The 26554-nt window shown below is 62.7% G+C and carries 18 protein-coding genes; 12 read left to right on the plus strand and 6 right to left on the minus strand.

The genetic code is table 11. From position 1 onward, the window contains the following. The first annotated feature begins 72 nt into the window (after positions 1 to 72). From B4M43_RS04900 to B4M43_RS04935, 8 genes are all read left to right on the plus strand, one after another. Complete coding sequence (locus B4M43_RS04900) at positions 73 to 798, plus strand: response regulator (RefSeq protein WP_296264723.1); 726 nt, start codon at positions 73 to 75, stop codon at positions 796 to 798. Further along, positions 779 to 2233 (plus strand): ATP-binding protein, encoded by a 1455-nt coding sequence (locus B4M43_RS04905; RefSeq protein WP_296264725.1) that lies wholly within the window; start codon positions 779 to 781, stop codon positions 2231 to 2233. Before B4M43_RS04900 ends, B4M43_RS04905 begins: the two co-directional genes overlap by 20 nt. A gap of 130 nt (positions 2234 to 2363) precedes the next feature. Continuing rightward, positions 2364 to 3626 carry an ABC transporter substrate-binding protein gene (locus tag B4M43_RS04910; RefSeq protein ID WP_296264726.1) on the plus strand — a complete coding sequence of 421 codons (1263 nt, stop codon included), beginning with the start codon at positions 2364 to 2366 and terminating at the stop codon, positions 3624 to 3626. Positions 3627 to 3713: 87 nt separating this feature from the next. Beyond that, on the plus strand, positions 3714 to 4622 hold the full coding sequence (locus B4M43_RS04915) for a carbohydrate ABC transporter permease (RefSeq protein ID WP_296264728.1): 909 nt from the start codon (positions 3714 to 3716) through the stop codon (positions 4620 to 4622). Next, positions 4615 to 5451: a carbohydrate ABC transporter permease gene (locus B4M43_RS04920; protein WP_296264730.1), complete on the plus strand. Its 837-nt coding sequence runs from the start codon at positions 4615 to 4617 to the stop codon at positions 5449 to 5451. The genes B4M43_RS04915 and B4M43_RS04920 overlap by 8 nt, the downstream gene beginning before the upstream one ends. 3 nt (positions 5452 to 5454) lie before the next feature. After that, positions 5455 to 6612, plus strand: a complete 1158-nt coding sequence (locus tag B4M43_RS04925; RefSeq protein WP_296264732.1) for an ABC transporter ATP-binding protein — start codon at positions 5455 to 5457, stop codon at positions 6610 to 6612. A gap of 24 nt (positions 6613 to 6636) precedes the next feature. After that, positions 6637 to 7980 carry a carbohydrate porin gene (locus B4M43_RS04930; RefSeq protein ID WP_296264734.1) on the plus strand — a complete coding sequence of 448 codons (1344 nt, stop codon included), beginning with the start codon at positions 6637 to 6639 and terminating at the stop codon, positions 7978 to 7980. Positions 7981 to 8100: 120 nt separating this feature from the next. Further along, complete coding sequence (locus B4M43_RS04935) at positions 8101 to 8955, plus strand: D-hexose-6-phosphate mutarotase (protein ID WP_296264736.1); 855 nt, start codon at positions 8101 to 8103, stop codon at positions 8953 to 8955. Here the strand turns inward: B4M43_RS04935 and hexR are convergent. Beyond that, positions 8948 to 9811 carry a DNA-binding transcriptional regulator HexR gene (hexR, locus tag B4M43_RS04940; RefSeq protein WP_296265330.1) on the minus strand — a complete coding sequence of 288 codons (864 nt, stop codon included), beginning with the start codon at positions 9809 to 9811 and terminating at the stop codon, positions 8948 to 8950. The genes B4M43_RS04935 and hexR overlap by 8 nt on opposite strands. Before the next feature lie 202 nt (positions 9812 to 10013). On the opposite strand from hexR, the gene zwf reads away from it, so the two are divergent. Genes zwf through B4M43_RS04955 form a run of 3 tightly spaced genes read left to right on the plus strand, consistent with a single transcriptional unit; the run spans position 10014 to position 12872 of the window. Continuing rightward, positions 10014 to 11483, plus strand: a complete 1470-nt coding sequence (gene zwf, locus B4M43_RS04945) for a glucose-6-phosphate dehydrogenase (RefSeq protein ID WP_296264737.1) — start codon at positions 10014 to 10016, stop codon at positions 11481 to 11483. Beyond that, on the plus strand, positions 11470 to 12180 hold the full coding sequence (pgl, locus tag B4M43_RS04950; RefSeq protein WP_296264739.1) for a 6-phosphogluconolactonase: 711 nt from the start codon (positions 11470 to 11472) through the stop codon (positions 12178 to 12180). The genes zwf and pgl overlap by 14 nt, the downstream gene beginning before the upstream one ends. A gap of 17 nt (positions 12181 to 12197) precedes the next feature. After that, a complete protein-coding gene (locus B4M43_RS04955; RefSeq protein ID WP_296264741.1) occupies positions 12198 to 12872 on the plus strand; it encodes a bifunctional 4-hydroxy-2-oxoglutarate aldolase/2-dehydro-3-deoxy-phosphogluconate aldolase in 675 nt (224 codons plus the stop codon). A gap of 58 nt (positions 12873 to 12930) precedes the next feature. Here B4M43_RS04955 and B4M43_RS04960 read toward each other — a convergent pair whose 3' ends face one another. Further along, positions 12931 to 18453 carry an RHS repeat-associated core domain-containing protein gene (locus tag B4M43_RS04960; RefSeq protein WP_296264743.1) on the minus strand — a complete coding sequence of 1841 codons (5523 nt, stop codon included), beginning with the start codon at positions 18451 to 18453 and terminating at the stop codon, positions 12931 to 12933. Between the two features lie 635 nt (positions 18454 to 19088). On the opposite strand from B4M43_RS04960, the gene B4M43_RS04965 reads away from it, so the two are divergent. Further along, positions 19089 to 20279, plus strand: coding sequence for a DUF2599 domain-containing protein (locus tag B4M43_RS04965; RefSeq protein WP_296264745.1), 1191 nt, complete (start codon positions 19089 to 19091; stop codon positions 20277 to 20279). A gap of 46 nt (positions 20280 to 20325) precedes the next feature. Here the strand turns inward: B4M43_RS04965 and B4M43_RS04970 are convergent, their stop codons facing one another. The 4 genes from B4M43_RS04970 to xseA form a co-directional block, all read right to left on the minus strand. Then, positions 20326 to 21984 (minus strand): DUF2599 domain-containing protein, encoded by a 1659-nt coding sequence (locus tag B4M43_RS04970; protein WP_296264747.1) that lies wholly within the window; start codon positions 21982 to 21984, stop codon positions 20326 to 20328. 172 nt (positions 21985 to 22156) lie between these two features. Next, a complete protein-coding gene (gene leuA, locus B4M43_RS04975; RefSeq protein WP_296264750.1) occupies positions 22157 to 23830 on the minus strand; it encodes a 2-isopropylmalate synthase in 1674 nt (557 codons plus the stop codon). Between the two features lie 455 nt (positions 23831 to 24285). Next, entirely contained in the window at positions 24286 to 25113 is an 828-nt protein-coding gene (locus tag B4M43_RS04980) for a peptidoglycan DD-metalloendopeptidase family protein (RefSeq protein ID WP_296264751.1), read from the minus strand. 3 nt (positions 25114 to 25116) lie between these two features. Then, entirely contained in the window at positions 25117 to 26496 is a 1380-nt protein-coding gene (gene xseA / locus B4M43_RS04985) for an exodeoxyribonuclease VII large subunit (protein ID WP_296264753.1), read from the minus strand. Between the last annotated feature and the right edge of the window lie 58 nt (positions 26497 to 26554).

The raw sequence follows: 26554 nt of genomic DNA on the forward strand, positions 1-26554 counted from the left end.
CTGCCATTTCCACCCAACGCCTGCACCAGGCACATCGCGGCTGTACCCCCAGCCGTCCAAAAGGGATCGACCGTGAGCACCTCCGGTAAATCGATACTGATGGTCGACGACGACCACGACATCTGCGAATTGCTGCAGACCTACCTCAGCCGCGCCGGCTTCGACGTGCGCGCTGAAACCAATGGCCAGGGCTTTCGCCAGGCGCTGGACGCCGGCGACTATGACCTGGCCATCCTCGATGTGATGCTGCCCGACGAAGACGGTTTCAGCCTGTGCCGCTGGGTGCGCCAACATCCGCGGCATGCGCGGGTGCCGATCATCATGCTCACCGCCAGCTCCGACGAGACCGACCGGGTCATCGGCCTGGAGCTGGGCGCCGACGACTACATCGGCAAGCCGTTCGGCCCCCGCGAGCTGCTGGCGCGCATCAAGGCTCTGCTGCGGCGCACCGAGTTCGCCCAGGCCGCGTCGGCCAGCACGGTGCTCAGCTTCGACGACTGGCGCCTGGACACCACGCGCCACCGCCTGTACCACTGCGACGGCGAAGAGGTGCTGCTCACCGGCGCCGACTTCGCCCTGCTCAAACTGTTCCTCGACCACCCGCAGCAGATCCTCGACCGCGACACCATCGGCAACGCCACCCGCGGGCGCGAACCGATGCCGCTCGACCGCATCGTCGACATGGCCGTCAGCCGCCTGCGCCAGCGCTTGCGCGACACCGACAAGCCGCCGCGGCTGATCCGCACCGTGCGCGGCAGCGGCTACGTGCTGGCCGCCGATGTCCGCCCGGGTGTCTGAGCCGCGCTGGCGCCTGCTGCCGCGCTCGCTGCTGGGGCGCATGCTGCTGCTGACCTTGCTGGTGGTGCTGCTCGCCCAGGGGCTGTCGAGCCTGATCTGGGTCGCCCAGTTGCGCGCCAGCCAGTTGCAGGGGCTGCAAGCCAGCGCACGCAGCCTGGCCCATTCGATGAGCGCCAGCGTCAGTTATTTCCGCTCGTTGCCCGTGGCCTACCGGCCGATGGTGCTCGACCAGCTGCGCAGCATGGGCGGCACGCGTTTCTTCGTCTCGCTCAACGACCGCCCTCTGGACATGCCGAGCCTGCCGGCCACGGCGCGCAAGCAGGCAGTGATCGAAGTGTTCGACCAGGTCCTGCACGAGCGGCTCGGCGCGCAGACCGACTTCACCGTGGAGTTCGTCACGCCACAGGAGCTGCGCATCTTCAACAGCGGCCTGAAGCTCGACGAGCTGCCGCGCTCCTGGGCGCACTACGCGCTGACCCTAGAGCCGCTCAATCCGCCGGTGCTGGTGATCCAGATCCCTTTGGCCGAACACGAATGGCTGTACATCGCCTCCTTGCTGCCCGAGCCCTACACCGGCCTGGAAGAGCAGGGCCTGCCGCGCCAACAGATCGGTTTCGTCGGCCTCACCACGGCCTTGCTGTTGCTGTTCATCGGCCTGTTGGTGCATTGGCAGACCCGCCCGCTCAAGCGCCTGGCCAGGGCCGCGCGCGACCTGTCGCTGGGCGCCGACGTGGCGCCGCTGGCCGGCGGTGGCGGCAGCGAAGTGGTGGAGGTGACACGCGCCTTCAACAGCATGCGCGAGCGCATCAGCCGTTACCTGACCGAACGCAGCCAGCTGTTCAGCGCCATCTCCCACGACCTGCGCACGCCCATCACGCGCTTGCGCCTGCGCGTCGAGCTGCTCGAGGACGAACAGGCGCAGCGCACCTTCAACCGCGACCTCGACGAGCTGGAGCTGCTGGTCAAAGGTGCGCTGCAATGCGTCAAGGACACCGACATCCACGAGAACATCGAGCCGATCGACCTCAACCAGGTGCTGGAAATCCTCGCCGAGCCCTACCTGCGCGACGGGCGCATCACCCTCGAAGGCCGGGCGCTGGCGCCCTATCCGGGTAAATCCCTGGCCCTGCGCCGCTGCATCGGCAACCTGATCGACAACGCCATCAAGTACGGCGAGCGCGCCCACCTGCGCATTCTCGACAGCGCCACCGGCTTCGTGCTGCAGGTCGACGACTGCGGCCCCGGTGTGCCGCAGCAGCGTCTGGAACAGGTGTTCGAGCCGCATTTCCGTCTGGCCGTGCAGCAGCAGGGCTACGGCCTGGGGCTGGGCATCGCGCGCAACATCGCCCACAGCCACGGCGGCGAGGTGAGCCTGCTGAACCTGCGCCAGGGCGGCCTGCGCGTCACCCTGAGCCTGCCGCGCAGCGCCGAATGAGCAGGCCTTTGTCACCGATCGGTGACAAAGACGCGGCGCTTCGTTACCTGGCGCTGCGGCTCGCCTGATTAGACTCCGAGGCAAGCGCAAGCACTCGACTTGCTCGCATAACAAAAACAAAGGTTTTCACATGAACGCATTCACTCGCCTGGCTACTGCCGTCTCTCTCGCTTGCTCCCTGCCCCTTAGCGCCGTCGCAGCCGACAACGGTACCGTCGAAGTGCTGCACTGGTGGACCTCCGGTGGCGAAGCCGCCGCCGTTCAAACCCTCAAGCAGCAGATCGAAAAAGACGGCTTCACCTGGAAAGACAACGCCGTCGCCGGCGGTGGCGGCGCGGCGGCCATGACCGTGCTGAAAAGCCGCGCGGTCGCCGGCAACCCGCCTGCCGCCGCGCAGATCAAAGGCCCCGACATCCAGGAGTGGGGCGCCCTGGGCCTGCTCACCGAACTGGACGAGGTCTCCAGCGCCAACAAGTGGGACGAACTGCTGCCGGCCAAGCTCACGCCGATCTGGAAGTACGACGGCCACTACGTCGCCGTGCCGGTCAACATCCACCGCGTGAACTGGCTGTGGATCAACCCGCAGGTGTTCGAGAAGGCCGGCGCCAAGGTGCCGGACACCCTCGACGAACTGTTCGCCGCCGCCGACAAGCTCAAGGCCGCCGGCTTCCAGCCCCTGGCCCATGGCGGCCAGCCGTGGCAGGACAGCACCGTGTTCGAGAACCTGGTGCTGAGCCTCCTCGGGCCCGAGGGCTACCACAAGGCGTTCGTCGATCTCGACACCGACACCCTCACCGGGCCGAAGATGGTCGACACCTTCAAAGCCCTGCAACGCCTGGCCGGCTACATGGACCCCAACCGCGCCGGACGCGACTGGAACATCGCCGCCGCCGACGTGATCACCGGCAAGGCCGGCATGCAGATCATGGGCGACTGGGCCAAGAGCGAATGGACCGCCGCCAAGAAGACCGCCGGCACCGACTACGTCTGCGTGCCGTTCCCCGGCACCCAGGGCAGCTTCACCTACAACATCGACTCGCTGGCGATGTTCAAGCTGACCAAGGAAAACGACATCAAGGCGCAGAACGACCTGGCCAAGGTGGCGCTGGAAAAACCCTTCCAGACCGCCTTCAACCAGAACAAAGGCTCCTTGCCCGTGCGCCAGGACATGGACATGAGCCAGTTCGACGCCTGCACCCAGCGCTCGTCCAAGGACTTCCAGCAGGCCAGCCAGGGCGACGGCCTGCAGCCGAGCATGGCGCACAACATGGCCTCGACCCTGGCGGTGCAGGGCGCGATCTTCGATGTGGTCAGCAACTTCCTCAACGACCCCAAGGCCGATCCGGCCAAGGCGGCCAAACAGCTCGACGCGGCCATCAAAGCCGCGCGCTGATGGCCTGGCAGGCCAGCCGCAGCGGGTGATCCACCTGTGCGGCGCGGCCTGCGTTCATCCGTCTTTTCTCTTCCTGGAACACACGCCATGAACATTGCGACCGCGTCTCGGCGGGCGTCTCCCCTGGACGCCCTGCAACGCTGGCTGCCCAAGCTGGTGCTGGCCCCGAGCATGCTCATCGTGCTGGTGGGCTTCTACGGCTACATCCTCTGGACCCTGGTGCTGTCCTTCACCCAGTCGACCTTCATGCCCAGCTACAAATGGGCGGGGCTCACCCAATACGCCAAGCTCATGGCCAACGACCGCTGGTGGGTGGCAAGCAAGAACCTGCTGGTGTTCGGCGGCCTGTTCATCGGCATCAGCCTGGTGATCGGCGTGGTGCTGGCGGTGTTGCTCGACCAGCGCATCCGCCGCGAAGGCTTCATCCGCACGGTGTACCTGTACCCCATGGCCCTGTCGATGATCGTCACCGGCACCGCCTGGAAGTGGCTGCTCAACCCCGGCCTGGGCCTGGACAAGCTGTTGCGCGACTGGGGCTGGGACGGCTTTCGCTTCGACTGGCTGGTGGACCCGGACCGCGTCGTCTACTGCCTGGTGATCGCCGCCGTGTGGCAGGCCTCGGGCTTCGTCATGGCGCTGTTTCTGGCCGGGCTGCGCGGGGTCGATCCGTCTATCATCCGCGCCGCCCAGGTCGATGGCGCCAGCCTGCCGCGCATCTACCTGCGCATCGTCCTGCCCAGCCTGCGGCCGGTGTTCTTCAGCGCGGTGATGATCCTGGCGCACATCGCCATCAAGAGCTTCGACCTGGTGGCAGCGATGACCGCCGGCGGGCCGGGCTACGCCTCCGACCTGCCAGCGATGTTCATGTACAACTTCACCTTCAGCCGCGGCCAGATGGGCATGGGCTCGGCCAGCGCCATCCTCATGCTCGGCGCCATCCTGGCGATCCTGGTGCCGTACCTGTATTCCGAACTCAGGAGCAAGCGCCATGACTAGCCGTCGCGGATTCTCCGCAAGCCGCCTGGCCATCTACGCCACCCTGCTGCTGGCCTGTGCGGTGTACCTGGTGCCGCTGATCGTGATGCTGCTGACCAGCTTCAAGTCCCCCGACGACATCCGTACCGGCAACCTGCTGAGCTGGCCCGAGGTGATCACCGGCATCGGCTGGTTCAAGGCCTGGGACAGCGTCGGCGGCTACTTTTGGAACTCGGTGAAGATCACCGTGCCGGCGGTGGTGGTGTCCACGCTGATCGGCGCGCTCAACGGCTACGTGCTGTCGATGTGGCGCTTCCGCGGCTCGCAGCTGTTCTTCGGGCTGCTGCTGTTCGGCTGCTTCCTGCCGTTCCAGACCGTGCTGCTGCCGGCCTCGTTCACCCTCGGCAAGCTGGGCCTGGCGAGCACCACCACAGGCCTGGTGTTGATGCACATCGTCTACGGCCTGGCCTTCACCACGCTGTTCTTCCGCAACTACTACACCAGCGTGCCGCAGGCCCTGGTGCAGGCGGCGCGGCTGGACGGGGCGGGGTTCTTCACCATCTTCACGCGCATCCTGCTGCCGATGTCGCTGCCGATCATCATGGTCTGCCTGATCTGGCAGTTCACCCAGATCTGGAACGACTTCCTGTTCGGCGTGGTGTTCGCCAGTGGCGACGCGCAGCCGATCACCGTGGCATTGAACAACCTGGTCAACACCAGCACCGGGGTCAAGGAATACAACGTCGACATGGCGGCGGCGATGATCGCGGGGCTTCCGACCCTGCTGGTCTACGTGGTCGCCGGCAAATACTTCCTGCGCGGCCTCACGGCCGGCGCGGTCAAGGGGTGACACATGGCACGCTTGCAACTTCGTAACGTCAACAAACGCTATGGCAGCGGTCTGCCAGACACCCTCAAGGCCATCGACCTGGCCATCGATTCGGGTGAGTTCCTGATCCTGGTCGGCCCCTCAGGCTGTGGCAAATCGACCCTGATGAACTGCATCGCCGGGCTCGAAGACATCAGCGGCGGCGAGATCCTGGTCGAGGGCGTCGACATCAGCGGCATGAGCCCCAAGGATCGCGACATCGCCATGGTGTTCCAGTCCTATGCGCTGTACCCGACCATGACCGTGCGCGAGAACATCGCCTTCGGCCTGAAGATCCGCAAGATGCCCCAGGCCGCCATCGACGAGGAAGTGGGCCGCGTCGCGCGCCTGCTGCAGATCGAGCACCTGCTCGGGCGCAAGCCCGGCCAGCTGTCCGGCGGCCAGCAGCAGCGCGTGGCCATGGGCCGGGCGCTGGCGCGCAGGCCGCAGATCTACCTGTTCGACGAACCCTTGTCGAACCTCGACGCCAAGCTGCGGGTGGAGATGCGCACCGAAATCAAGCTGATGCACCAGCGCTTGAAGACCACCACGGTGTACGTCACCCACGACCAGATCGAAGCCATGACCCTGGGCGACAAGGTTGCGGTGATGAAAGACGGTATCATTCAGCAGTTCGGCACCCCGCAGCAGATCTACAACGACCCGGCCAACCAGTTCGTGGCGAGCTTCATCGGCTCGCCACCGATGAACTTCATCCCCGCCACCCTGATCCATCAGGACGGCCGCGTGCTGGCCCAGCTCGACAGCGGCCAGCAGCGCTGCGACCTGCCGCTGCGGGTGCCGGGTGACCTCGCGGGCCGCGAGGTGGTGCTGGGCATCCGCCCGGAACAGATTGCCCTGGGCCCCGAGCAGGGCAATGGCCTGCCATCGATCGGCGCGCAAGTCGAAGTGCTCGAACCCACGGGTCCCGACCTGTTGGTGTTCGTCTCCCTCAATGGCAGCAAAGTCTGCTGCCGATTGGCGCCGGACGTCGTCTGCCGAGTGGGCGACAGTCTGCGCCTGCAATTGGATCCAGCCCGCGTGCTGCTGTTCGACGCGCAGACCGGCGAACGCCTGGACCGCATTACCGAACAGGGCTTGCCGGACAGCGCCGCCGCGCGTCCGGTCGGCGCGCTGGACTAACAACAACAGAAAGGACGTAACGCAATGGAGCATCGCAATCGCATCACCACCCTCGGCTCGCTGGCACTCCTGGCCGCAGTCGGCAGCGGCACGGCGCAGGCCGCCGAGGCGTTTTCCAGCGACTCGAAATGGATGACCGGGGACTGGGGCGGCACCCGTACCGAGCTGCTGGAAAAAGGCTACGACTTCACCGTCGATTACGTGGGCGAGGTGGCCGGCAACCTGCACGGCGGCTACGACCATGACCGCACCGCGCGCTACAGCGACCAGTTCGCCCTGGGCGCGCACCTGGACCTGCAGAAGATCCTCGGCTGGCACGATGCCGAGTTCAAGCTGGCGGTCACCGAGCGCAGCGGCCGCAACCTGTCCAACGACCGCATCAGCGACCCGCGTGCCGGGCAGTTCAGCTCGGTGCAGGAAGTCTGGGGCCGTGGCCAGACCTGGCGACTGACACAGATGTGGATCAAGCAGAAGTACTTCGACGGCGCACTGGACGTGAAATTCGGCCAGTTCGGCCCGGGCGAGGAGTTCAACAGCTTCCCCTGCGACTTCCAGAACCTGGCCTTCTGCGGCTCGCAGGTGGGCAACTGGGTCGGCAGCATCTGGTACAACTGGCCGGTCAGCCAATGGGCGCTGCGGGTCAAGTACAACATCGCGCCGGACTTCTTCGTGCAGGTCGGCGCCTTCGAGCAGAACCCGTCGAACCTCGACACCGGCAACGGCTTCAAGCTCAGCGGCAGCGGCACCAAGGGTGCCATCCTGCCGGTCGAGGCGGTGTGGCAGCCACGGTTCAACGGCCTGCCGGGCGAGTACCGCTTGGGCTACTACTACAGCACCGCCGAAGCTCAGGACGTCTACAAGGACATCAACGGCAACGCCCAAGGCGTGTCCGGCAGCGGCTTCCGCTCGCATTCGAGCAAGCACGGCTGGTGGGTGGTGGCCCAGCAGCAGGTCACCGCGCACGCGGGCGACGTCAACCGCGGCCTGAACCTGTTCGCCAACTTCACCGTGCACGACAAGGCCACCAACGTGGTCGACAACTACCAGCAGGTGGGCTTGGTGTACAAAGGCGCCTTCGACGCCCGGCCCAAGGACGACATCGGCTTCGGCGTGGCGCGCATCCATGTCAACGACGACGTGCGCAAGCGCGCCGACCAGCTCAATGCCCAGCTGGGTGTGGACAATTACGACGATCCGCGCTTCACCCCGCTGCAACGCACCGAGTACAACGCCGAGCTCTACTACGGCTTCCACGTCACCAATTGGCTGACCGTGCGTCCCAACCTGCAATACATCAAGAGCCCTGGCGGGGTGGACCAAGTGGACAACGCCCTGGTCGCAGGCTTGAAGATTCAGTCGTCATTCTGAGACCGTTTGTTGTAACTTTACGCACTTCTCGCAGCCGCTTCGGTGGCTGAACGTCACAGGCCTGGGTCGAACCGGGCCTGTGACGGTAGCGCCCCTAAAGACAACAAGAGCTTCAAACCCATGCCCGAACATCCACTCCACTGCCTTTTCAGCCCCGAGCGGCCCAGGCCGACCTTCGAGTGGGCGCGTCATCAGCAGCGCGACGTGCTGGTGATCGATCATCCGCGTTGCCAGGCCGTGTTCAGCCGTCAAGGCGCACAACTGCTGCACTTCCAACCCACCGGCGAACTGCCCTGGCTGTGGTGCGCCGCGAAATGGCCGCACGTGGGTGCGATCCGTGGCGGGGTGCCGGTGTGCTGGCCCTGGTACGGCCGCCACCCCAGCGAAGACCTGTGGCCGACCCATGGCTGGGCGCGTTTGCTCGACTGGCAACTGTTGGGCAGCGAAGAGGACGCCGAGGGCGTCAGCCTGACCTGGCGCCTGCAACTGTGCGACTGGCAGGTCGAACTCCAGGCACGGCTGTCCAGCACCATGGAACTGAAGCTGACCACCGAGCACCAGGACAGCGAAACCTGCCAGTTGAGCCATGCGCTGCTGGCCTATTGGCGCATCAGTCACGTGTCAAAGATAGCGCTGTCTGGGCTGGAAAACGTCGAGGGCTATGACCGCATGAACCGCAGCGCCTGCCGTCAGAGCGGTGCGTTCAAGGTGCAGGGCAGTTGCGAGCGCGTGTACCCCGGCATGGCCGCCCTGCAGGTGCAGGACGCGGCCTGGGAGCGGGCGTTGTGCATCGACACCAGCGACGGCGACGACACCGTGGTCTGGCATCCGGGCAGCCGACCGCTGGTGGGCGTGACCGGGCGCGAGGCGCGCAGCTTCGTCTGCGTCGAGGCCGCCAGCGGCTGCAAGGAAGGCCTCAGCCTGGCGCCGGGCGAACAAGCGCACCTGCGCTTGCAGGCCCACCGCCTCAGCTGAGCGGGTCGTCTTCGATGGGGTAGCGGCTGGCGTTCAGGCTTTCCTTGATCTTGCGCAGGTGCGGCTGGAAATCCACGCCGCGGCGCAGGGTCATGCCCGTGGCCAGCACGTCGAGCACGGTGAGCTGGATGATGCGCGAGGTCATCGGCATGTAGATGTCGGTGTCCTCGGGCAGGGGAATGTGCAGGCTCAAGCTGCACGCCTCGGACAGCGGCGAGCCGGCAGCGGTGAGGGCCAGCACCGAGGCGCCGTTTTCCCGCGCCGTGCGCGCCACCTCGACCAGTTCGCGGGTGCGGCCGGTGTAGGAAATCATCACGAACAGATCCCCGGTGTGCGCCACCGAGGCCAGCATGCGCTGCATCAGCACATCGGCATGGGCCGACACCGCCAGGTTGAAGCGGAAGAACTTGTGCTGCGCGTCCACCGCCACCGGGGCCGAGGCGCCGAGGCCGCAGAAGTGGATCTGCCGGGCCTGGATCATCATGTCGACGGCGCGGCTGATCTGCTGTGGGTCGATCTGCTGGCAGGCGCTGTCCAACGAGGCGATGGCGCTGCCGAAGATCTTCTGGGTGTAGGCGGCCGGGTCGTCGTCCGGCTCCACCGCGCGGCTGACGTAGGCGGCGCCGCTGGCCAGGCTCTGCGCCAGTTGCAGCTTGAGCTCGGGGTAGCCACTGACCTCGAACGAGCGGCAGAAGCGGTTGACGGTCGGTTCGCTGACCTTGGCCGCCTGGGCCAGCGCCGCGATACTGAACCGGGTGGCCTGTTGCGGGTTGAGCAAAATGACTTCGGCGACTTTGCGTTCAGCCTTGTTGAGGTCGTCGAGACGTCCCTGGATCTGTTCCAGAAGGTTTCGCACGCGGTCCATGGGGTGTCCTTGATTCGGTGAGACGGCCGAGGCACTCGGCTTTTTCGGTGGCGTCTATCCTACTGGCGGTCGCTCAGGCGCACCACTTGTCTAAGGGAAAACTGCCATATGTTGTTAGATTTACTACATCTAGTGTTGAAAAACAGGTTTGAAACCGGTATTCCTACCCTAACTCTATAAAAGAACCACATTCATGGCGCTAATCAGTGTTGAACCCTGCACCCTCGCGGTGTTTGGAGCCTTGGGCGACCTGGCCCTGCGCAAGCTGTTCCCTGCGTTGTACCAGCTCGACCGTGCGCAGTTGCTGCATGCCGACACGCGTTTGCTGGCCCTGGCCCGCGAAGCGGGCAGCGCCGAGGCGCATCTGCACAGTATCGAGACCCACCTGCGCCGCCATGTGCCGGCGGCCGACCTGGAACCCGAGGCCCTGGCACGCTTCCTCCGGCGCCTGAGCTACCAGCACCTCGATTTCCTGGAAGGCGAGGGCTACACCGCTTTGGCCGAACAGGTGCCGGCCGAGGGGCCGCTGATCGCCTACTTCGCTACCGCCGCAGCGGTCTATGGCGCAATCTGCGAGAACCTCGACAAGGCCGGCCTGGCCGAGCGTACCCGTGTGGTGCTGGAAAAGCCCATCGGCCACGACCTGGAATCCTCGCGCCGGGTCAACGACGCCGTAGCGCGGTTCTTTCCTGAAAACCGTGTGTACCGCATCGACCATTACCTGGGCAAGGAAACGGTACAGAACCTCATCGCCTTGCGTTTCGCCAACAGCCTGTTCGAAACCCAGTGGAACCAGAACTCCATTTCCCACGTGGAAATCACCGTGGCCGAGAAGGTCGGCATCGAGGGGCGCTGGGGCTATTTCGACAAGGCCGGGCAGTTGCGCGACATGATCCAGAACCACCTGTTGCAGCTGCTCTGCCTGATCGCCATGGACCCGCCCAGCGACCTGTCGGCCGACAGCATCCGCGACGAAAAGGTGAAGGTGCTCAAAGCACTGGCGCCGATCACCGGCGAGAACCTCGCCACCCGTGTGGTGCGCGGCCAGTACATCGCCGGCTACAGCGACGGCCAGCCGGTGCCGGGGTATCTGGAGGAAGACAACTGCAACGCGCACAGCGACACGGAAACCTTCGTCGCCCTGCGCGCCGACATCCGCAACTGGCGTTGGTCGGGCGTGCCGTTCTACCTGCGTACCGGCAAGCGCATGCCGCAGAAGCTGTCGCAGATCGTCATCCACTTCAAGGAAACCCCGCACTACATCTTCGCTCCCGAGCAGCGCCTGGAGATCGGCAACAAGCTGGTCATCCGCCTGCAACCGGACGAAGGCATTTCCCTGCGCGTGATGACCAAGGAGCAGGGGTTGGACAAGGGCATGCACCTGCGCAGCGGCCCGCTGCAACTGAATTTTTCCGAGACCTGGCGCAGCGCGCGGATTCCGGATGCCTACGAACGCCTCCTGCTGGAGGTGATGCGCGGCAACCAGAACCTGTTCGTACGCAAGGACGAGATCGAGCACGCCTGGTCGTGGTGCGACCAGTTGATCGCTGGCTGGCAACGCAGCGGCGATGCGCCCAAACCCTATGCCGCGGGTTCCTGGGGGCCGATGAGCTCGATCGCATTGATCACCCGAGATGGGAGGGCATGGTATGGCGATATCTGACTTGCAACTGCCGAGCTGCGTGAACACGCATTCGCTCACCGATTCGACGGCCTTGGCGCAGACCCTGGCTCAGGACGTGGCCGCACGACTGAGCCGCGCCATCGAGCGCAACGGCCGCGCCTGCGTGGTACTGTCCGGTGGCCGTAGCCCGGTGCCGTTTCTCGAACGACTGGCGCAGCAGCCCCTGGACTGGTCGAAAGTCACCGTCAGCCTGGCCGACGAGCGCTGGGTGCCGGTCGAACATGACGACAGCAATGCCAAGCTGCTGGCCACGCACCTGCTGCAAGGCGCTGCCGCCCAGGCCACCTTCCTCGGCCTGTATCAGCCCGCCGCCGACCTGGACAGCGCTGCACAACTGGCCGATGCCGCGCTGGCCGACCTGCCGCCGATCGACGTGCTGGTGCTGGGCATGGGCGACGATGGGCACACCGCTTCGCTGTTCCCCGACAGCCCCCACCTCGGCGAAGGGCTTGCCCGCGAAAGCGCACGTCGCTGCCTGCCGATGCTGGCGCCGAGCGTGCCGCACCAGCGCCTGAGCCTGACCCGCGCACTGCTGGCCAGCGCCGACTTCACCGCCTTGTCCATCCAAGGCCAGGGCAAGCTCGCCACACTGCGCCAGGCGCTGGACAGCGACGCGCACAGCATGCCCATCCACGCGTTTCTTCAAGACCCCCTGGACATCTACTGGTGCCCATGAGCCAAGGATCAGCTGACATGACCACCCTCGAACGCCCCCAACCGCTGCTGAGCATGAGCGAGAAGACCGCGCGCATCGACGCGATCTGCGCCCAGGCGCGCATCCTGCCGGTGATCACCATCGCCCGCGAGCAGGACATCCTGCCGCTGGCCGATGCGCTGGCGGCCGGGGGCATCCGCACCCTCGAAGTGACCTTGCGCTCGGCCCATGGCCTCAAGGCCATCGAGGTGCTGCGCGAGCAGCGCCCGGAGCTGTGCGTAGGCGCCGGCACGGTGCTCGACCGCCGCATGTTCGAAGCGGTGGCTGCCGCCGGCGCACAGTTCGTGGTCAGCCCCGGCATCACCCCCGAACTGCTGCAAGCGGGCGTGCAGGGTGACATTCCGCTGTTGCCCGGCATCAGCACGGCGTCGGAAATCATGACTGGCTACGCCCTGGGCTATCGCCGCTTCAAGCTGTTCCCCGCAGAAATCAGCGGCGGCGCGGCGGCCATCAAAGCTTTCGCCGGTCCGTTCGGCGACATTCGTTTCTGCCCTACGGGTGGGGTCAACCAGGCCAACGCGCGCAGTTACATGGCGTTGCCCAACGTGATGTGCGTGGGCGGCACCTGGATGCTCGACAGCGGTTGGATCAAGAACGGCGATTGGGCACGCATTGAAGCGAGCAGCGCCGAGGCAATGGCGTTGTTTGATTGATCGAATACGTTGTATTCCGCGATCGAAGGAGCGCCTAAGGCGCCCCTTTACTCCACCGCTATATCCAACTCGTTACCGGAGGCAACAGGTACTCGTGGAGCCAGCGTTCGTCATTGCGCGAGAAGCAGAAGGCTCCGATATGATGACCTGGCTGACGCTCCAATAGATCCAGCGTGTCAGGCGTGATGCCCCGATTGTTGATGCCGCTCAAATCATGGATATGAATTTTGCGTTTGCGTAGGGCTCGGCGGACGATCCGTACATCGTCGGAAGTTCCTCTAATCTGGTTGAGGACATCCACTTGGTACTTCGTTACCAGCGGTTTTTTGCGGTCGAAATGAGTAAGGTGCTCGTACGCATTTATATCTTCGTAGAAAAATGCTTTTTCGTTGAATCTAGGGTTGCGTCGATACGCATTGCGGCCTTGTGGATTTTGATAACTTATCCAGTTGTCTCCCCACTTCCTACCGTGCGCGCCGGAATAGATATGAATGGGGCTTGCGGAGTTTCTTCTGGATATACGGATCAATGGCTCCTGAACATGGTGGCACCGGATCGCCTGGTCCGCGCCCCACAAGGTGCTCGACGGGATCAGTGCGGGCGTTTCGCTGAACCACTGCGGAACTCTGTAAATACCGGCTGGGTGCTGCGACAGGTTTAGCGTGGGAACGCTATCGGCTTTGAAGCCGAATCGGTACAGGCCTTTCTTAGGCGCCGTGTGGGTGACGGCAGGAGGTCTGCCCGCACGCATACCGCGACTAGGCAATGACGAGCCAGTCATCGAGGAGCCAATCACAGCGCGTCCAGCCGTGGCGCCCGCCGTCCTAGCGGCGATGGCAAAGCCTGCACCGGCGCTGAACATACCTACGCCGAGACCTATGTAATCAAGCGTCTGCGCGAGCTCCGGATTACTGTCTTCAATGACTAACGACGCTATCTCGAACCCGGACGCGGCTACCGCCAACCCTGTGACTGCGATAGCCAGGCCTAGCGAGGTGCCGCCGGTGAATGGCGCGCTCAATAGCCCGGTCGCCGCCATCACATAACGGAACTCTTTGGTTTCGAGCAACGTCCCGGAAGCTTTGCGTGAGTACTGTGCAACCCGTTGGTGCCCACTCGGGTCATGGTAGTTGATTGGGTCGCCGGAGCAGTATGCATAAGTGGCAGGGCCGCCATCACCGAAAGGGCTGAGACTGTCCGGGCTTTGGAATGACATGAGCGCTGGGTTGTACAGCCTGTAGTTGCCCAGATAGTAATTACCATCGGGCAGTAGCGGCTCTCCCTTGTAACCAAGCCAATCGCATCCTGTGGGTGCAGCATCGATGAATCCATAGGGCGAGTACACATGGTATGCGATCGAGTGATCAGCGCCGACCGTCGCGAAGATCGTACCGGCAGCATCACGCAGTTCGAATGTCCTCGTTACCCGTTCGCCGTCATCCCTGCACTCCTGCAAGTAGCAACTGGTGCTTTCATTGAGCATCAGCACGTCGCGCCGAATAGCCTTCGCATTGGATGACAACGGAGTGAATACTTGGGAGCGCGCGTACACCTGCCCAGCACGATAGTGGAACCGATAGCCCGCTTCAGTGGAGGCTTTTAGATGGATGCCACGTAAGCGGCCTAGATCATCGTAGCCATACGTCAGGACACGATGATCGTTGGAGTGCATTCCCCCGGACACCTTGGGCTGGCCATTGCCGTAAAAACTGCAATGATTGCTGACCCAGCGTCCCTTGGCATCGCTGACAATGGCGGTTTTATCGTGTTTGACCAGAACACCGGGTTTGCTGGAGCTGAATGACCTGTCGAAGGTCGCGCTCCAGGCCCATGCCCCAGGTCGTTGATTTTTTTCACTGCATTGGGTCGAGGTCACATTGCCGAGCACATCGTAGTCGAACGTCTGTTTTGCAAAAGCGCCCTCTTTATATTTGAAGTACTTACCGTCCCCGTCCCATTGGATGAGACGGCCATGGCTGTCGTATTGATAGGCGTCTGAGGAGTGCGATTTTTTATCGACAAGCAGCTCACTCTTGCTGAGTTTTCCATCTGCCAGGAGCGTGCGTTTCAACTCGTGTGACGGCATGCCTGGACAGGTGAAACGGCGGGATATTTCGTTGCCTGCCAAGTCGTAGGTATACGCGACTGTCATCGTGCGTTGGCCGCTAATATCCTCGACAGTTTCTTGCAGTGGCAGGCCGTCGTCCCGATAGGTAAACGCTGCCCTGAAGGTATCGCTGTCCAATGCCGTCAGACGTCCGAATGCATCGTACTTGTAATGCATCACGTAATCTGCAATGTCGGTCGTGCGCAGAAGCTGTCCCGCCGCGCTGTAGGCGGCAGCTGTGCGCAGCGTCGTGCTAGACGTTCTGTCCAGCGTCAAACCTACCGGGCAGTCCATTAAGAGCGTCTGATTGGCACTGTCCCATTTGCAGGCATAACCGTCGAGCACAGGAGGCGTGTCTTGCGAGCCTGGAGAAGCCTCGTCATTGAACGACTCGACCACGCCGCCGACGCTGCGACTTGAAAGCCGACCCAAGCTGTCGACTGACTGGGAGCCCAGTTCCAATGATGCGCCCCCGCTGCTGTCGGTGATCGTCGCGCGGGTGGCTATTGGTGATCGGGTATCGGCAGCGTAGGTGTTGTTAATAACGATGCCGTTGCTATTTTGCGAGGTAAGCCGGCCGAAGCTGTCGTAATCGAAGAGGCTCTTGACCGAATGGTTACCGGCGGTGCGGTGGCTTTCTGTGAGCCAGCCATTCCTGTCGTACTTGAACTCAACCTTTTCCCGCTGGTGAGTCTTGGTGCCTTCGACCGTACCGACAATGACGGCGGTGCGATGACCCTCAACGTCATACGACGTCTGGATTTTAAACGCGTCCTTGGTACTATTCGAAACGCTCGAAATAAGTGCTTGCGTACGTGTGCCGGCATCCCAGGTCTGTTTCAGGGTGAAATCGCCGTGTACCGCCTTTAGCCCATCTTCAATACGGCTTGTGACAATCGTTTTGCTATCGACGACATTGCCCTTGCCGTCCTTGAGGGTCCTGACTACCTGACGGGCGTCATCCTCCGCAGCGAAAGTGGTTACCGTTTCGTGTTCGCTGATCAGGAGGTTTTTCGCGTCGTAGTCGAATACACTCAGTCGGATTTCGAGATCTTCGCGATCATATTCGCTTGATGTCTGCAGCAGCCAGTTTTTGCCATCTCGCGTCAGCCAGTGCGCACGGACTCGCCCTTGCTGGTCAATCGTGACACGGGTGCCATGGCCGAATTCACTGTTCTGGACTTGGTGCTGGACATGACCGCTCGGCAGGGGGGTCAGCGTATAAGTGATGATGACCGCAGGTTGCAGGGCCGAGGACAGCGACTGGCTGGCAAGCAAGCCGTTGGATGTGTAGTTCAATTCTGTTACTTGTCCATCCCCATCGACCTTCTGGTAAAGCCTGCCGGTCAAATGCGAGCGAGTGGTACTCGACGTTGTGGTGACGCCATCAGGCGCGCTGACAGTCGCAGTAACGGTGATCCTATGAGGGGGCGTGGAAGGCTGGCTATAACCCAACGCGGTCACTATCTTTTTGGACGCGATCGCTGCGCCATCCTGATCAAGTGCATAAGCAGTACTTTTCTTCAAACAGGCAAATCCCGGCTTTTTGGGATCTGTTCCATAAGAGAGTTCATCCACCCGCATCGACATCGCTCGCCACGGTTTTCGTAGTTTGAAGCCCGAAGCGTTCTGTTCGCTCTGTTGCTTCAAACTCTTTTCCAAACTCGCCTGCATCGAGACGAATTGAGCTTTTTCCTCTGCATCTACACTCGCGGTCATTTGCGCTTTCAAACTGTCGGTAAAGGGCTTTGCCCACGTCTTGGCAATCTCCAGCTGTAACGCTGAAATATCCACGCGTTCGAAGTCCGGCTCAAGAATCGTTAGCTTGTGGGAAGGTTTGAGCACATGTGCACGTCTCACGTGCGGCTGCTTGATCGGAACGAATTTCTGGTAACCGTAAAACGTCAAGGATTGCGCATGCAGGACGCCCCCCTGGCGTATTGACGTCAACTCGGATTCGGGATGTGAGGAAAAGCCAGTGGTCGCCCCGGGATAGGCCAGTTCAAGCGGCAGTTGAAACGCTTTTTTTGCATACGTGGTGCCGGCATGAGACAGATTGACGGTGCTGTGCAGTACCTTGTACCAAGTCAGGCCGCTCTTGCCAAAAATCAAAAATCCCCAACCGATGGGATTGGCATAATCCACTGCGGCCAAGGGCGCCTGGCTCAACCAGTTCTCACCGCTTACCGTAGAAACGCGTTCGGACGTTTCCTTGATTTCGTAAACGTCGTAGTCGTTATAGTAGGTCCACTCGGTCACCACGTCGGCCTCGTCATGCTTGACCAAGTTACCACTCGCATCGAACTCCCAAAAACAACTGCCTACCGCTTCGGCATCAACGCTGCGTGTGGCGGTCAGGCGTACCCGCTGCTCGCTTTCGAGCACGGTCAATGTGTGCTTAATTTCCTCCACCGTACCACCGGCTTCAACTTTGAAAGCGGCAAGCCGATCGTGTTCATAACAGTAGGTATAGAGGCCGACGTGCTGTGGGGGAGAGGTTGGCGTGTCCTTCGGCAGTCCACGTGAGCATGTAACAGTCGTGGTATGCGTATTCCGCACGCTGGCATAAGTATAGACCGCAATTAGGCTGTCCTGGTCAGCGTAGCCGTGAGGTTGGATACGATAGCTGCCAATTTTACCCTTACTGTAGGTGAACAGGGCTTGGTGGGTATGGATGCAGGACGTTGGCTCGGTGTAGATCTCGATGACATCTAGACATTCAACCTGTTTGGCGTTGGTCTTCAAGCGATAGACCCGTTGATCTGCATGGGTCGTGTCTCCCGTCAGCGTGATCTCAATATCCTTGCCTGAATAATTGATACTAAAGGTCTTCGCTTCTTCTGACCCTGGGAAAACTTCGAGTTTTTGCAGCGTTGAATCTACCCAGTCAGCCTTGAGGACGCAGTAGCCTTCGCAGGTGAGCGACTGCACACGTGGGGCCCTATCTTTGTCCGTCCACGAAAAGTCGACAGACGTTCCAGACGGTGCAACCACCTGGGTAAGCAGTGCGTAGCCGCTCGCAGTCTTGTCAGACTGCATCAACTCATAAACATGAGCAGTCCCATTCTTCAGCATGACGGTCACGTGCCGCTGACCTGTGACGGCGGTATAACTGCCGCCTTTTCTGACCGCCTCTACACGGGCCTGATTGAATAGCTCGGCGTCGACAAAATAGTTTTCGCCGCGGGTGAAACCCTCCATCGCAACGTCACAGGTGATCCGCTGGCCGTTGGTGAAGGGCACGTCATTGAGACTGAGTTTAGTAGTTGCCGTATCTAGACCACCCCAATACATCGACCAAGTGCCGTAGCCGAAAAAATTAAGCTGAGGCGAGATCAGGTCAACATCGAGTTCAAGAGTAAACAAGGGTCCTTGCTCTTCGTGCAGCATCCCGGCAATAGGCAGAATAAACTTGCCGGATCCAGATCGTTCATCAATGGCTATACAGTCGAAGCCGCCGAAATCTTCACTCATGATCTTCTCCTCAATGGGACGGCTGACCGATTTTCAGCATTCGGTCGCATGGAATCGAGGCTTAGTTTCGATCAGGCCAGCAAGGAGCGACAACTGACAAAAATATCAGTGCGGCGTGCCGCTATTATGCGTAACGCACATGATTTCATTCAGCTTGGCCCCCACGCCCACCCGTGCCCTCTGGTCAAACGCGGCGGACAGCGGATTCTCATGGATGGAAAGGCGCGCTGTATCGAAGTGTCTTCACCACCGTTGCCGATCCGCACGTCGCGATCCGTCCCTTCAGGACTGCTCATGACGAGCATTCAGCCAAGCCATTCACATGGACAAAGACGCCAACCTCGGTCATCAGTTCTACATATATGGCAGGCCGTGTGATGAACAATCAGCGGGTCAAGTAAGCGCTTCGGACGCCGGAGCATACGCGCTTTATAGCGTTGAATATAATGACTGGGCAAGGACTGATATTTTTGTCAGTTGTTTTTGATGCGCAGGCTCTTAGTCTGAAGGGGTGATTTTTACTTTTCAAACTTGGAGTTAATGCCATGAATGCATTGCCCGGCAGGCTGCTGCCTGCGTGTTTTATATCGCTCTGTTTTTCGACCAGTGCAATCAGTGCCGACAGTTGCGAGCGCGTGGTCGAGAAGTTACAGACCTGGTACAACAGCACACCCACCGGCTGCGGCAGCGACCCCGCCGTGGACTGTTCCGGTCTGCTGATGCGTGGCACGCACCGCGCGCCCAACGGCGAGTACGACGTCTGGAACCCCAGCCCCAATTCGCAACAATCGGGTGGCGTTTCCATGTCGTGGATGCGCAGTGACAAGATCGGTTATGAAGACCCCGGGTTGAAAGCCAATAACGGCATTCTCTTTACCCCACGCCAGTTCGTCGACGCGCCGCAAAAGAAACTCGACGTGTTCTGTGCCTATCCCATCGACGCCTGGACGGACTTTCGCAGCGAGCGGGGATGCGGGGATTATTCAGGCTCTCCCGAAGTGGAGAAAAGTTGCCAGGCCTTGGGCATAAAAGACCTGGCGGGCTGGAAGCGGCAATACGATGCGCTTGGCGGCGCTGCCAATCGGCAGGCTCGGCACCAACGCCAGTGCGCTTTCAGCATGACGGGCGATTTTTCGCGCACGGCCCGCCGGGACGCGTTCGCCCAGTTCATCGAGGCGCGCCAGTCCATCGCCGACACCCAAGAAGGGCGCCAGGTGCAGACCGAACTGCGAGTGGTGGCCTGGAAGCAGGGCGAGGACGTGCCTGTGGCGGCGTTTTTCTACAGCGATGCCCAAGGCAAGCGCGATGCCGTGAAGAACCAGTTCGACTACTACCAGCGCACGGGCAACTGGGTGCCGGTGGTGAACATGAAGTTCCCGGCCAATGCCACTCAGAAAGCCCGCTTCGCCTGTGAGGCGGGCGCGCAACACCGCGACCTCCCACGACCGGTCAAGACCAGCGCACAAGCGTGCAGGTCCTATATCGACAAAGCCGAGTGGATTCAGCGCGACGATCCGTTCCTGGGCAAGGGCATCTGGAGCCTCTCGGTCACTCCGACCGACTGTGGCCGCAAGATCAAAGACGACCAGACTGATGCCATGTACGCCGAGCTGGTGCGCAAGTACGCCGACGATCCGCGCTGGAGTGGCGCAGGTTACGGCGGTGGCATGCGGCGGCAGTTGGTGTGCCACATGGCACTGGTCGACAAGGGGCGTCCGGTACGCGACAAGGACGTGTTCAATCTGGAACCGGCACGGCCCGACGTGTCTCACCAAGCCTCCTTGCAGCAGGGCTGTAACCCTTACCCGGCGGCGCGCTATCCCTGAGTGCGGACCCGGCGCTGCCTGCGCAGTGCCGGGCTGTCAGGTGCCGTCAGGTTGGGTTGCAGCCTTGCGCCTTGGCCTGGGCCGCCGTCACTGCAGGGCGGTAGGGCTCGAGGTTCCACTCCGCTTTGTTCCTGTAGTTGGCCTGCAGGCAGGCCAACTGGATGCGCATGCTGCCTGGTCCGCCTTCTTGCCATTCGCGGTCTTGCCCGCGCAGGCGCAGCAGTTCTTCGTACAGCGCTTCGCTGGCGGCGCTACGTCCTGCCTGGGTGGGCACCACCCGCAGCCCCCAGACCTGTTGCCCGCTAGCGTTGTCGGTGAATTGCGACCAATTGGAAGCGGCGATCAGCGCGGAGCTCTGCGTTGTGAAGGGATTGCAGCCGGCTTTCGAGGCTTGGGCGGCGTCGACGGTAGGGCGGAAGGGTTCCAGGTTCCATACCGTCTTGGCGGGGTAGTCACCGATCAGGCAGCTCAATTGCTGGCGCATGCTGCCAGGGCTGGTCTCGTTTTCTCGCCATTGCGGGTCGTTGCCGCGCAGGGCTTGCAGCTCGTCGTATAGCGCCTGCTGACCGCTCACTTGCGCAGCTTTGCCCGCCGCGCTGGGGATTACGGTGAGCGTCCACTCCTGCCGGCCCGTACCTGGGTCCAGACGCAAGGCCCAGTCGGCCGATTGGATATACCGGCGAGGGACTGCGCCTTCGCTGCCAAGCGCGATCACCTGATCTTCGTGCGCATAGCTGAAGCGCTCGCTGGCGGGCTTGGTGAAGTCCACGCGCACGATCGGCACGGCATAACCCTGGGCGTGCAGCTTACGCTGGAAATTGCGCGCCGGCTCCAGGCCTCCGGTAGCGGCGGGCGCCTTCACGTCGCCACGGGTGGGCGCCACATAGGTGCTGTTGACGTTCCACACGAAGGCCTCGATGTAGGGCAGGCGCCCGCTGCCATCGCCGTTTTCGCTGGCGTTGCGCAGCATCAGTTCGTTGCTCTGGTCGGGGCGGGCGAAGTAGTCGTTGCGCACGCCCGGATTCTGATGGACATCGACCATGGCATTCCAATCGGCAGGTTGCTCGGCGTTCCAAGAACATTGCGCGACCTGGATGCGGTTCATATCCGTGCGCACGTAACGAAAATTCTGACGCCATTGGTCCGCGGTGTCGATTGCCCGACTGTCGCAACTGCCCCAAGCGAGAGCCTGATTGCGGTTGGCCGGCACCGTAGCCGAACGGGCTTGATGATTTTCAGGTAGCGCCTGGTTGTACGTGCCACAACCGTGCCAACGCCGCTCGGGGCCTGTGAAACCGTCGAACGCGTAGATGCACATGAAGCCGGTTTCCATGACCGGCAGGTTCAAGGCATGGGCATCGCTGGGCGTGCGCAGGATGAAGCCAGCGGGGCGGACCAGTTTGTCGATGCTCAGGTCCTTGCGCAGCCAAGTGTAGGAGGTCGCTCCGGTTTTCTTGGCGAACTCGCTGTAGTCCCAGGGATTGAACGGCCCGTCGTCGACCATGCGCAGGGTCACGCCGCTGCAGTAGTAATGGCCACGCGGCGCGCCGGTGTCCGGCTCGCGGCACTCGGTGACGGTGGCGTTGTAGTTGCGGTTGATGCGCTCGACGGTGGCTTTAGGGTCGAGGTCGTTAGCGGTCGACTGGGCCAGCAATGGCATGGGCAATGCCGCCAACAGGGCAGCGCCAAGATAGTGGGTGCGCATGGTGAACCTCCTATGGGGGAGGAATCACCATGGAAGTGGCCGGTAATGGCGTCTACTGGCAGAAATGTCAGCCGCCACTGCGCCTATGGCTCGTGGAAAGTGGCCGTGAACGGCTTGCATAAAAAAACCGCATCCTGGGATGCGGTCTTTTGAAGGCGGTGTCGTAAAGCTATCAGGCCGCCTTGACCTGCTGCTGGCTCAACGAACGATTGAGCGCGCTGAACAGCGCCTTGAAGCTGGCGGTGGTGATGTTTTCATCGATGCCCACACCGTGCACCGGACGCCCGCCCGCCACGCGCAGTTCGATGTAGGCGGCGGCCTTGGCGTTGGTGCCCGCGCCGATGGCGTGCTCGTTGTAGTCCATGATCTCGACCGTCATCGGCAGGCCGGCGACCAGGGCTTCCAGGGCGCCATTACCCTTGCCGGACCACTTCAGAGTGGTTTCGCCTTCGCCGGCGACGTCCACTTCCACGGCGCTGTGGCCATTCTCTTCGCGCAGACGGTGGCTGACCAGTGCGTAAGGCGTGTTGGCTTGCAGGTATTCCTTCTGCAGCAAGCTGTAGATCTGCTTGCCGGTCATCTCCAGGCCCAAACGGTCGGTTTCGCCCTGCACCACTTGGCTGAATTCGATCTGCATGCGGCGCGGCAGGCTGATGCCGTATTCCTGCTCGAGCAGATAAGTGATGCCGCCTTTGCCCGACTGGCTGTTGACGCGGATCACCGCCTCGTAGCTGCGGCCAATGTCGGCTGGGTCGATCGGCAGGTACGGCACTTCCCACAACTCGCCGTCCTGCTGCTTGCTCATGCCTTTACGGATGGCGTCCTGGTGCGAGCCGGAGAAGGCGGTGTGGACCAGATCACCGACATAGGGATGGCGCGGGTGCACCGGCAACTGGTTGCACTCCTCGACCACCTTGCGCACGCCGTCGATGTCGGAGAAGTCCAGTTGCGGGTCGATGCCCTGGGTGTAGAGGTTCAGGGCCAGGGTCACCAGGTCGACGTTGCCGGTGCGCTCGCCATTGCCGAACAAGCATCCCTCGGCGCGGTCGGCGCCGGCCATCAGGCCCAACTCGGTGGCGGCGATGCCGGTGCCGCGGTCGTTGTGGGTGTGCAGGCTGATGATCACGCTGTCGCGGCGATTGATGTGGCGGCAGAACCACTCGATCTGGTCGGCGTAGACGTTGGGCGTGGCCACTTCGACAGTGGCGGGCAGGTTGAGGATGATCTTGTGCTCGGGGGTCGGGTTCCACACTTCGATCACCGCGTCACAGACTTCCTTGGCGAAGTCGAGCTCGGTGGCGCTGAAGGTTTCCGGCGAGTACTGGAACGTCCACTCGGTGTCCGGCTGCTGGGCGGCGTACTTGACGAACAGCTTGGCGGCGTCGATGGCGATCTTCTTCACGCCGTCCTTGTCGGTGTTGAAGACGATGCGGCGGAAGGACGGGCAGGTGGCGTTGTACAGGTGGACGATGGCCTTCTTGGCCCCGCGCAGCGACTCGAAAGTGCGTGCGATGAGGTCTTCGCGGCCCTGGGTGAGCACCTGGATGGTGGTGTCGTCGGGAATGTGGCCGTCTTCGATCAGGGTGCGCACGAAGTCGAAATCGGTCTGCGAGGCGGCGGGGAAGGAGGCTTCGATTTCCTTGACGCCCACTTGCACCAGGGTCTTCCAGAACCGCAGTTTTTTCTCGGCGTCCATCGGCTCGATCAGCGACTGGTTACCGTCGCGCAGGTCGGAGCTGCACCAGATCGGCGCCGCCGTGATGGCCTTGGAGGGCCAGGTGCGGTCGGGCAGATCGATGGTGGGAAACGCGCGGTACTTGTGCGACGGGTCTTTGAGCATGGTCATCGAAGCAATCCTTGAATGTGCGGCCTGATCGGGCCTGCCGGCAGTAAACGAGGTAAACGGGCGAGGCGACGCGATTACCTGGATAGTCGTGCGCTGACCAGGCAAAGGCTGCGGTGTTGGCGAAGCAGAAGGAGGGTGTGAGCGGTTTTCATGGCTTGAACCCTAACCAGTGCGGTGAGGGTTGGCAAGCGTTACGAAAAAAATGGAATAAATGCTTGATAGGTGTTTTCAGGCGAGATTCGATAGCCGTTTTTATACTCATATCCGTCTTTTATTGCGCAACCTCTTTCCATCACGCAACCATCTGTAGGAGCGACTTTAGTCGCGATGGGCCGCAACGCGGCCCCAATCCAGTCAACACACCGCGCCCGCTGAACAGGCCCTGCAACCATCGCCCAGACTTTCCATCCATCGCTATCAGACTTGAGCCTGACGGCCGTCCCTCGCCCACGCAATCAAGGCTGAAACGCCCCAATGAAAATCGCCGGGTCCACCCGCGCATCGTTCAGGCTGACGTTCCAATGCATATGCGGCCCCGTCGCCCGCCCCGTCGACCCCACACGCCCGACCACCTCGCCACGGCGCAGGTCCTGCCCCGGCTTCACGTCGATCTTCGACATGTGGCAGAACATGCTGATGAAGCCCTGGCCATGGTCGACGAACACCGTGCGGCCATTGAAGAAGTAGTCGCCGATCAGGATTACCTTGCCGTTGGCCGGCGTCTTGATCGGCGTGCCGGCCGGCACCGCGAAGTCCAGGCCGGCATGGGGGTTGCGCTCTTCGCCGTTGAAGAAGCGGCGCACGCCGAACTTGCTCGACAGCGGGCCGTTGACCGGTTTGTCGAGCACCAGGTTGCTCGGCAGGTTCGGGCTGAAGCTGCGGTAGGCCTTGATCTGCTCGGCCAGTTCGCGGTCGATGCGCTTGAGGTCGGCCGGGTTGGGGTTGACCTGGCGGGTGTTCTTCAAGGTGATGCGTTGCTCGGGGTATTTCTTGCTGCCGACGGTAAAGGGCACGCTGCGCTTGCCCTCGGTCAGCGTCGCGGTGCCGGGCTTTTGCGTCAGCGGCAGGCCGACGATGGCCAGCCAGTTGTCCTGTTCCTTGACCACCAGCACCGGCTTGCCGTCGAAGCGTGCGCTGGGCGCCTGTGCGCTCGGCCCCAGGTCGACCACTGCGACGCCGCCGGGCACGGGCTTGTCGAGCGTGCGGGTGATGTAGCTGGCCTGGGCAAGGGGGGCGAGCAAGGCCAGGCACAGGGCGAGCAGCGGGGCGAGCGAGCGGGGCATGTGTCAGTCCAATAGCGAGAGGGTGACCGGGGTCTGGTGGTTGTCTTCGACGCGCACTTTCAGCTCGCCTTCGTTGAGGCGGGCGGTGAGGCGCTGACCGTTGTGGGTCTGCGCGGCGCTGCGTACCGCATGGCCTTGGTCGTCGAGCAGGATGCTGTAGCCGCGCGCCAGGGTCGCCAATGGGCTGACCAGTTGCAAGGTCTGCACCTGAACCTGGAAGCGTTGGCGGCGGTCCTTGAGCACGTCGCGCATGGCCTTCGGCAAGCGTTCGGCCAGGCTGTGCAAGCGTTGTTCGAGCAGCTTGAGGGCGCGGCCCGGGTGCTGGGCGGTCAGGCGCATGTCGAGCCGGCCCAACCGCTGTTGGCGCTGGTTCATGCCCAGCACGAAGGCGCGGCGCAGGCGCATGTCCAGATCGTCGAGGCGCTGCGCCTGCTGGCGCAGTCGGTCGCCGGGGTGGCGCAGGCGACGGCTCTGGCTTTCGACGCGCAGGCGGTCGTGCGCCAGGCGGTTGCGCATGCGCATCAGCAGGCGCCGGTGCAGGCTCTCGACGCGCTGCTGCAGGCCGCTGCTGTCCGGCGCCAGCAGCTCGGCGGCGGCAGACGGCGTGGGCGCGCGCACATCGGCGACAAAGTCGCTGATCGACACGTCGGTTTCATGGCCCACGGCACTGACGATGGGTGTCACGCAGGCGGCGACGGCGCGCGCCACGGCCTCTTCGTTGAAGCACCAGAGGTCTTCCAGCGAGCCGCCGCCACGGGCCAGGATCAGCGCGTCGAAGCCCTGGCGATCGGCCAGCTGCAAGGCGCGGACGATCTGCATGATCGCTTCGCGGCCCTGTACGGGCGTGGGGATCAGGTTCAGCTCGACCTGCGGCGCGCGCCGACCGAACACGCTGATGATGTCGCGGATCACCGCGCCGGTCGGCGAGGTGACGATGCCGATGCGCTGCGGGTGCTGCGGCAGCGGGCGCTTGCGCTCGGCGCTGAACAGGCCTTCGCCGTCGAGCTTTTCCTTCAAGGCTTCGAAGGCCAGGCGCAAGGCACCATCGCCTGCGGCTTCGACGGTGTCGAGGATCAGCTGGTAGTCGCCACGCCCTTCGAACAGCGACACCCGCCCGCGCACACGCACCGCCAGCCCGTCACGCAGGGCCTGGCGCACCCGCGTGGCGTTCTGCCGGAACAGCGCGCAGCGTATTTGTGCGCCGCTGTCCTTGAGGGTGAAGTACAGGTGCCCGGACGCCGGGCGGGCCAGGTTGGAGATTTCGCCTTCCACCCACACGCTGCGGAAAACGTCTTCCAGCAGCACGCGGGCGCGGCCGTTGAGTTGGCTGACGGTGAGGACTTCGCGATCCAGGCCGAGCCGTTCGAAAGGGTCTTTGATCATGGGGCCACACTATAGAGGAAGCGGGCGCGCCCTGTCGTGGGCCGCGACGCTGGCAGGA

Source organism: Pseudomonas sp. UBA6562, from assembly GCF_002434265.1.
In the GTDB taxonomy this organism is placed as follows: Bacteria; Pseudomonadota; Gammaproteobacteria; order Pseudomonadales; family Pseudomonadaceae; genus Aquipseudomonas.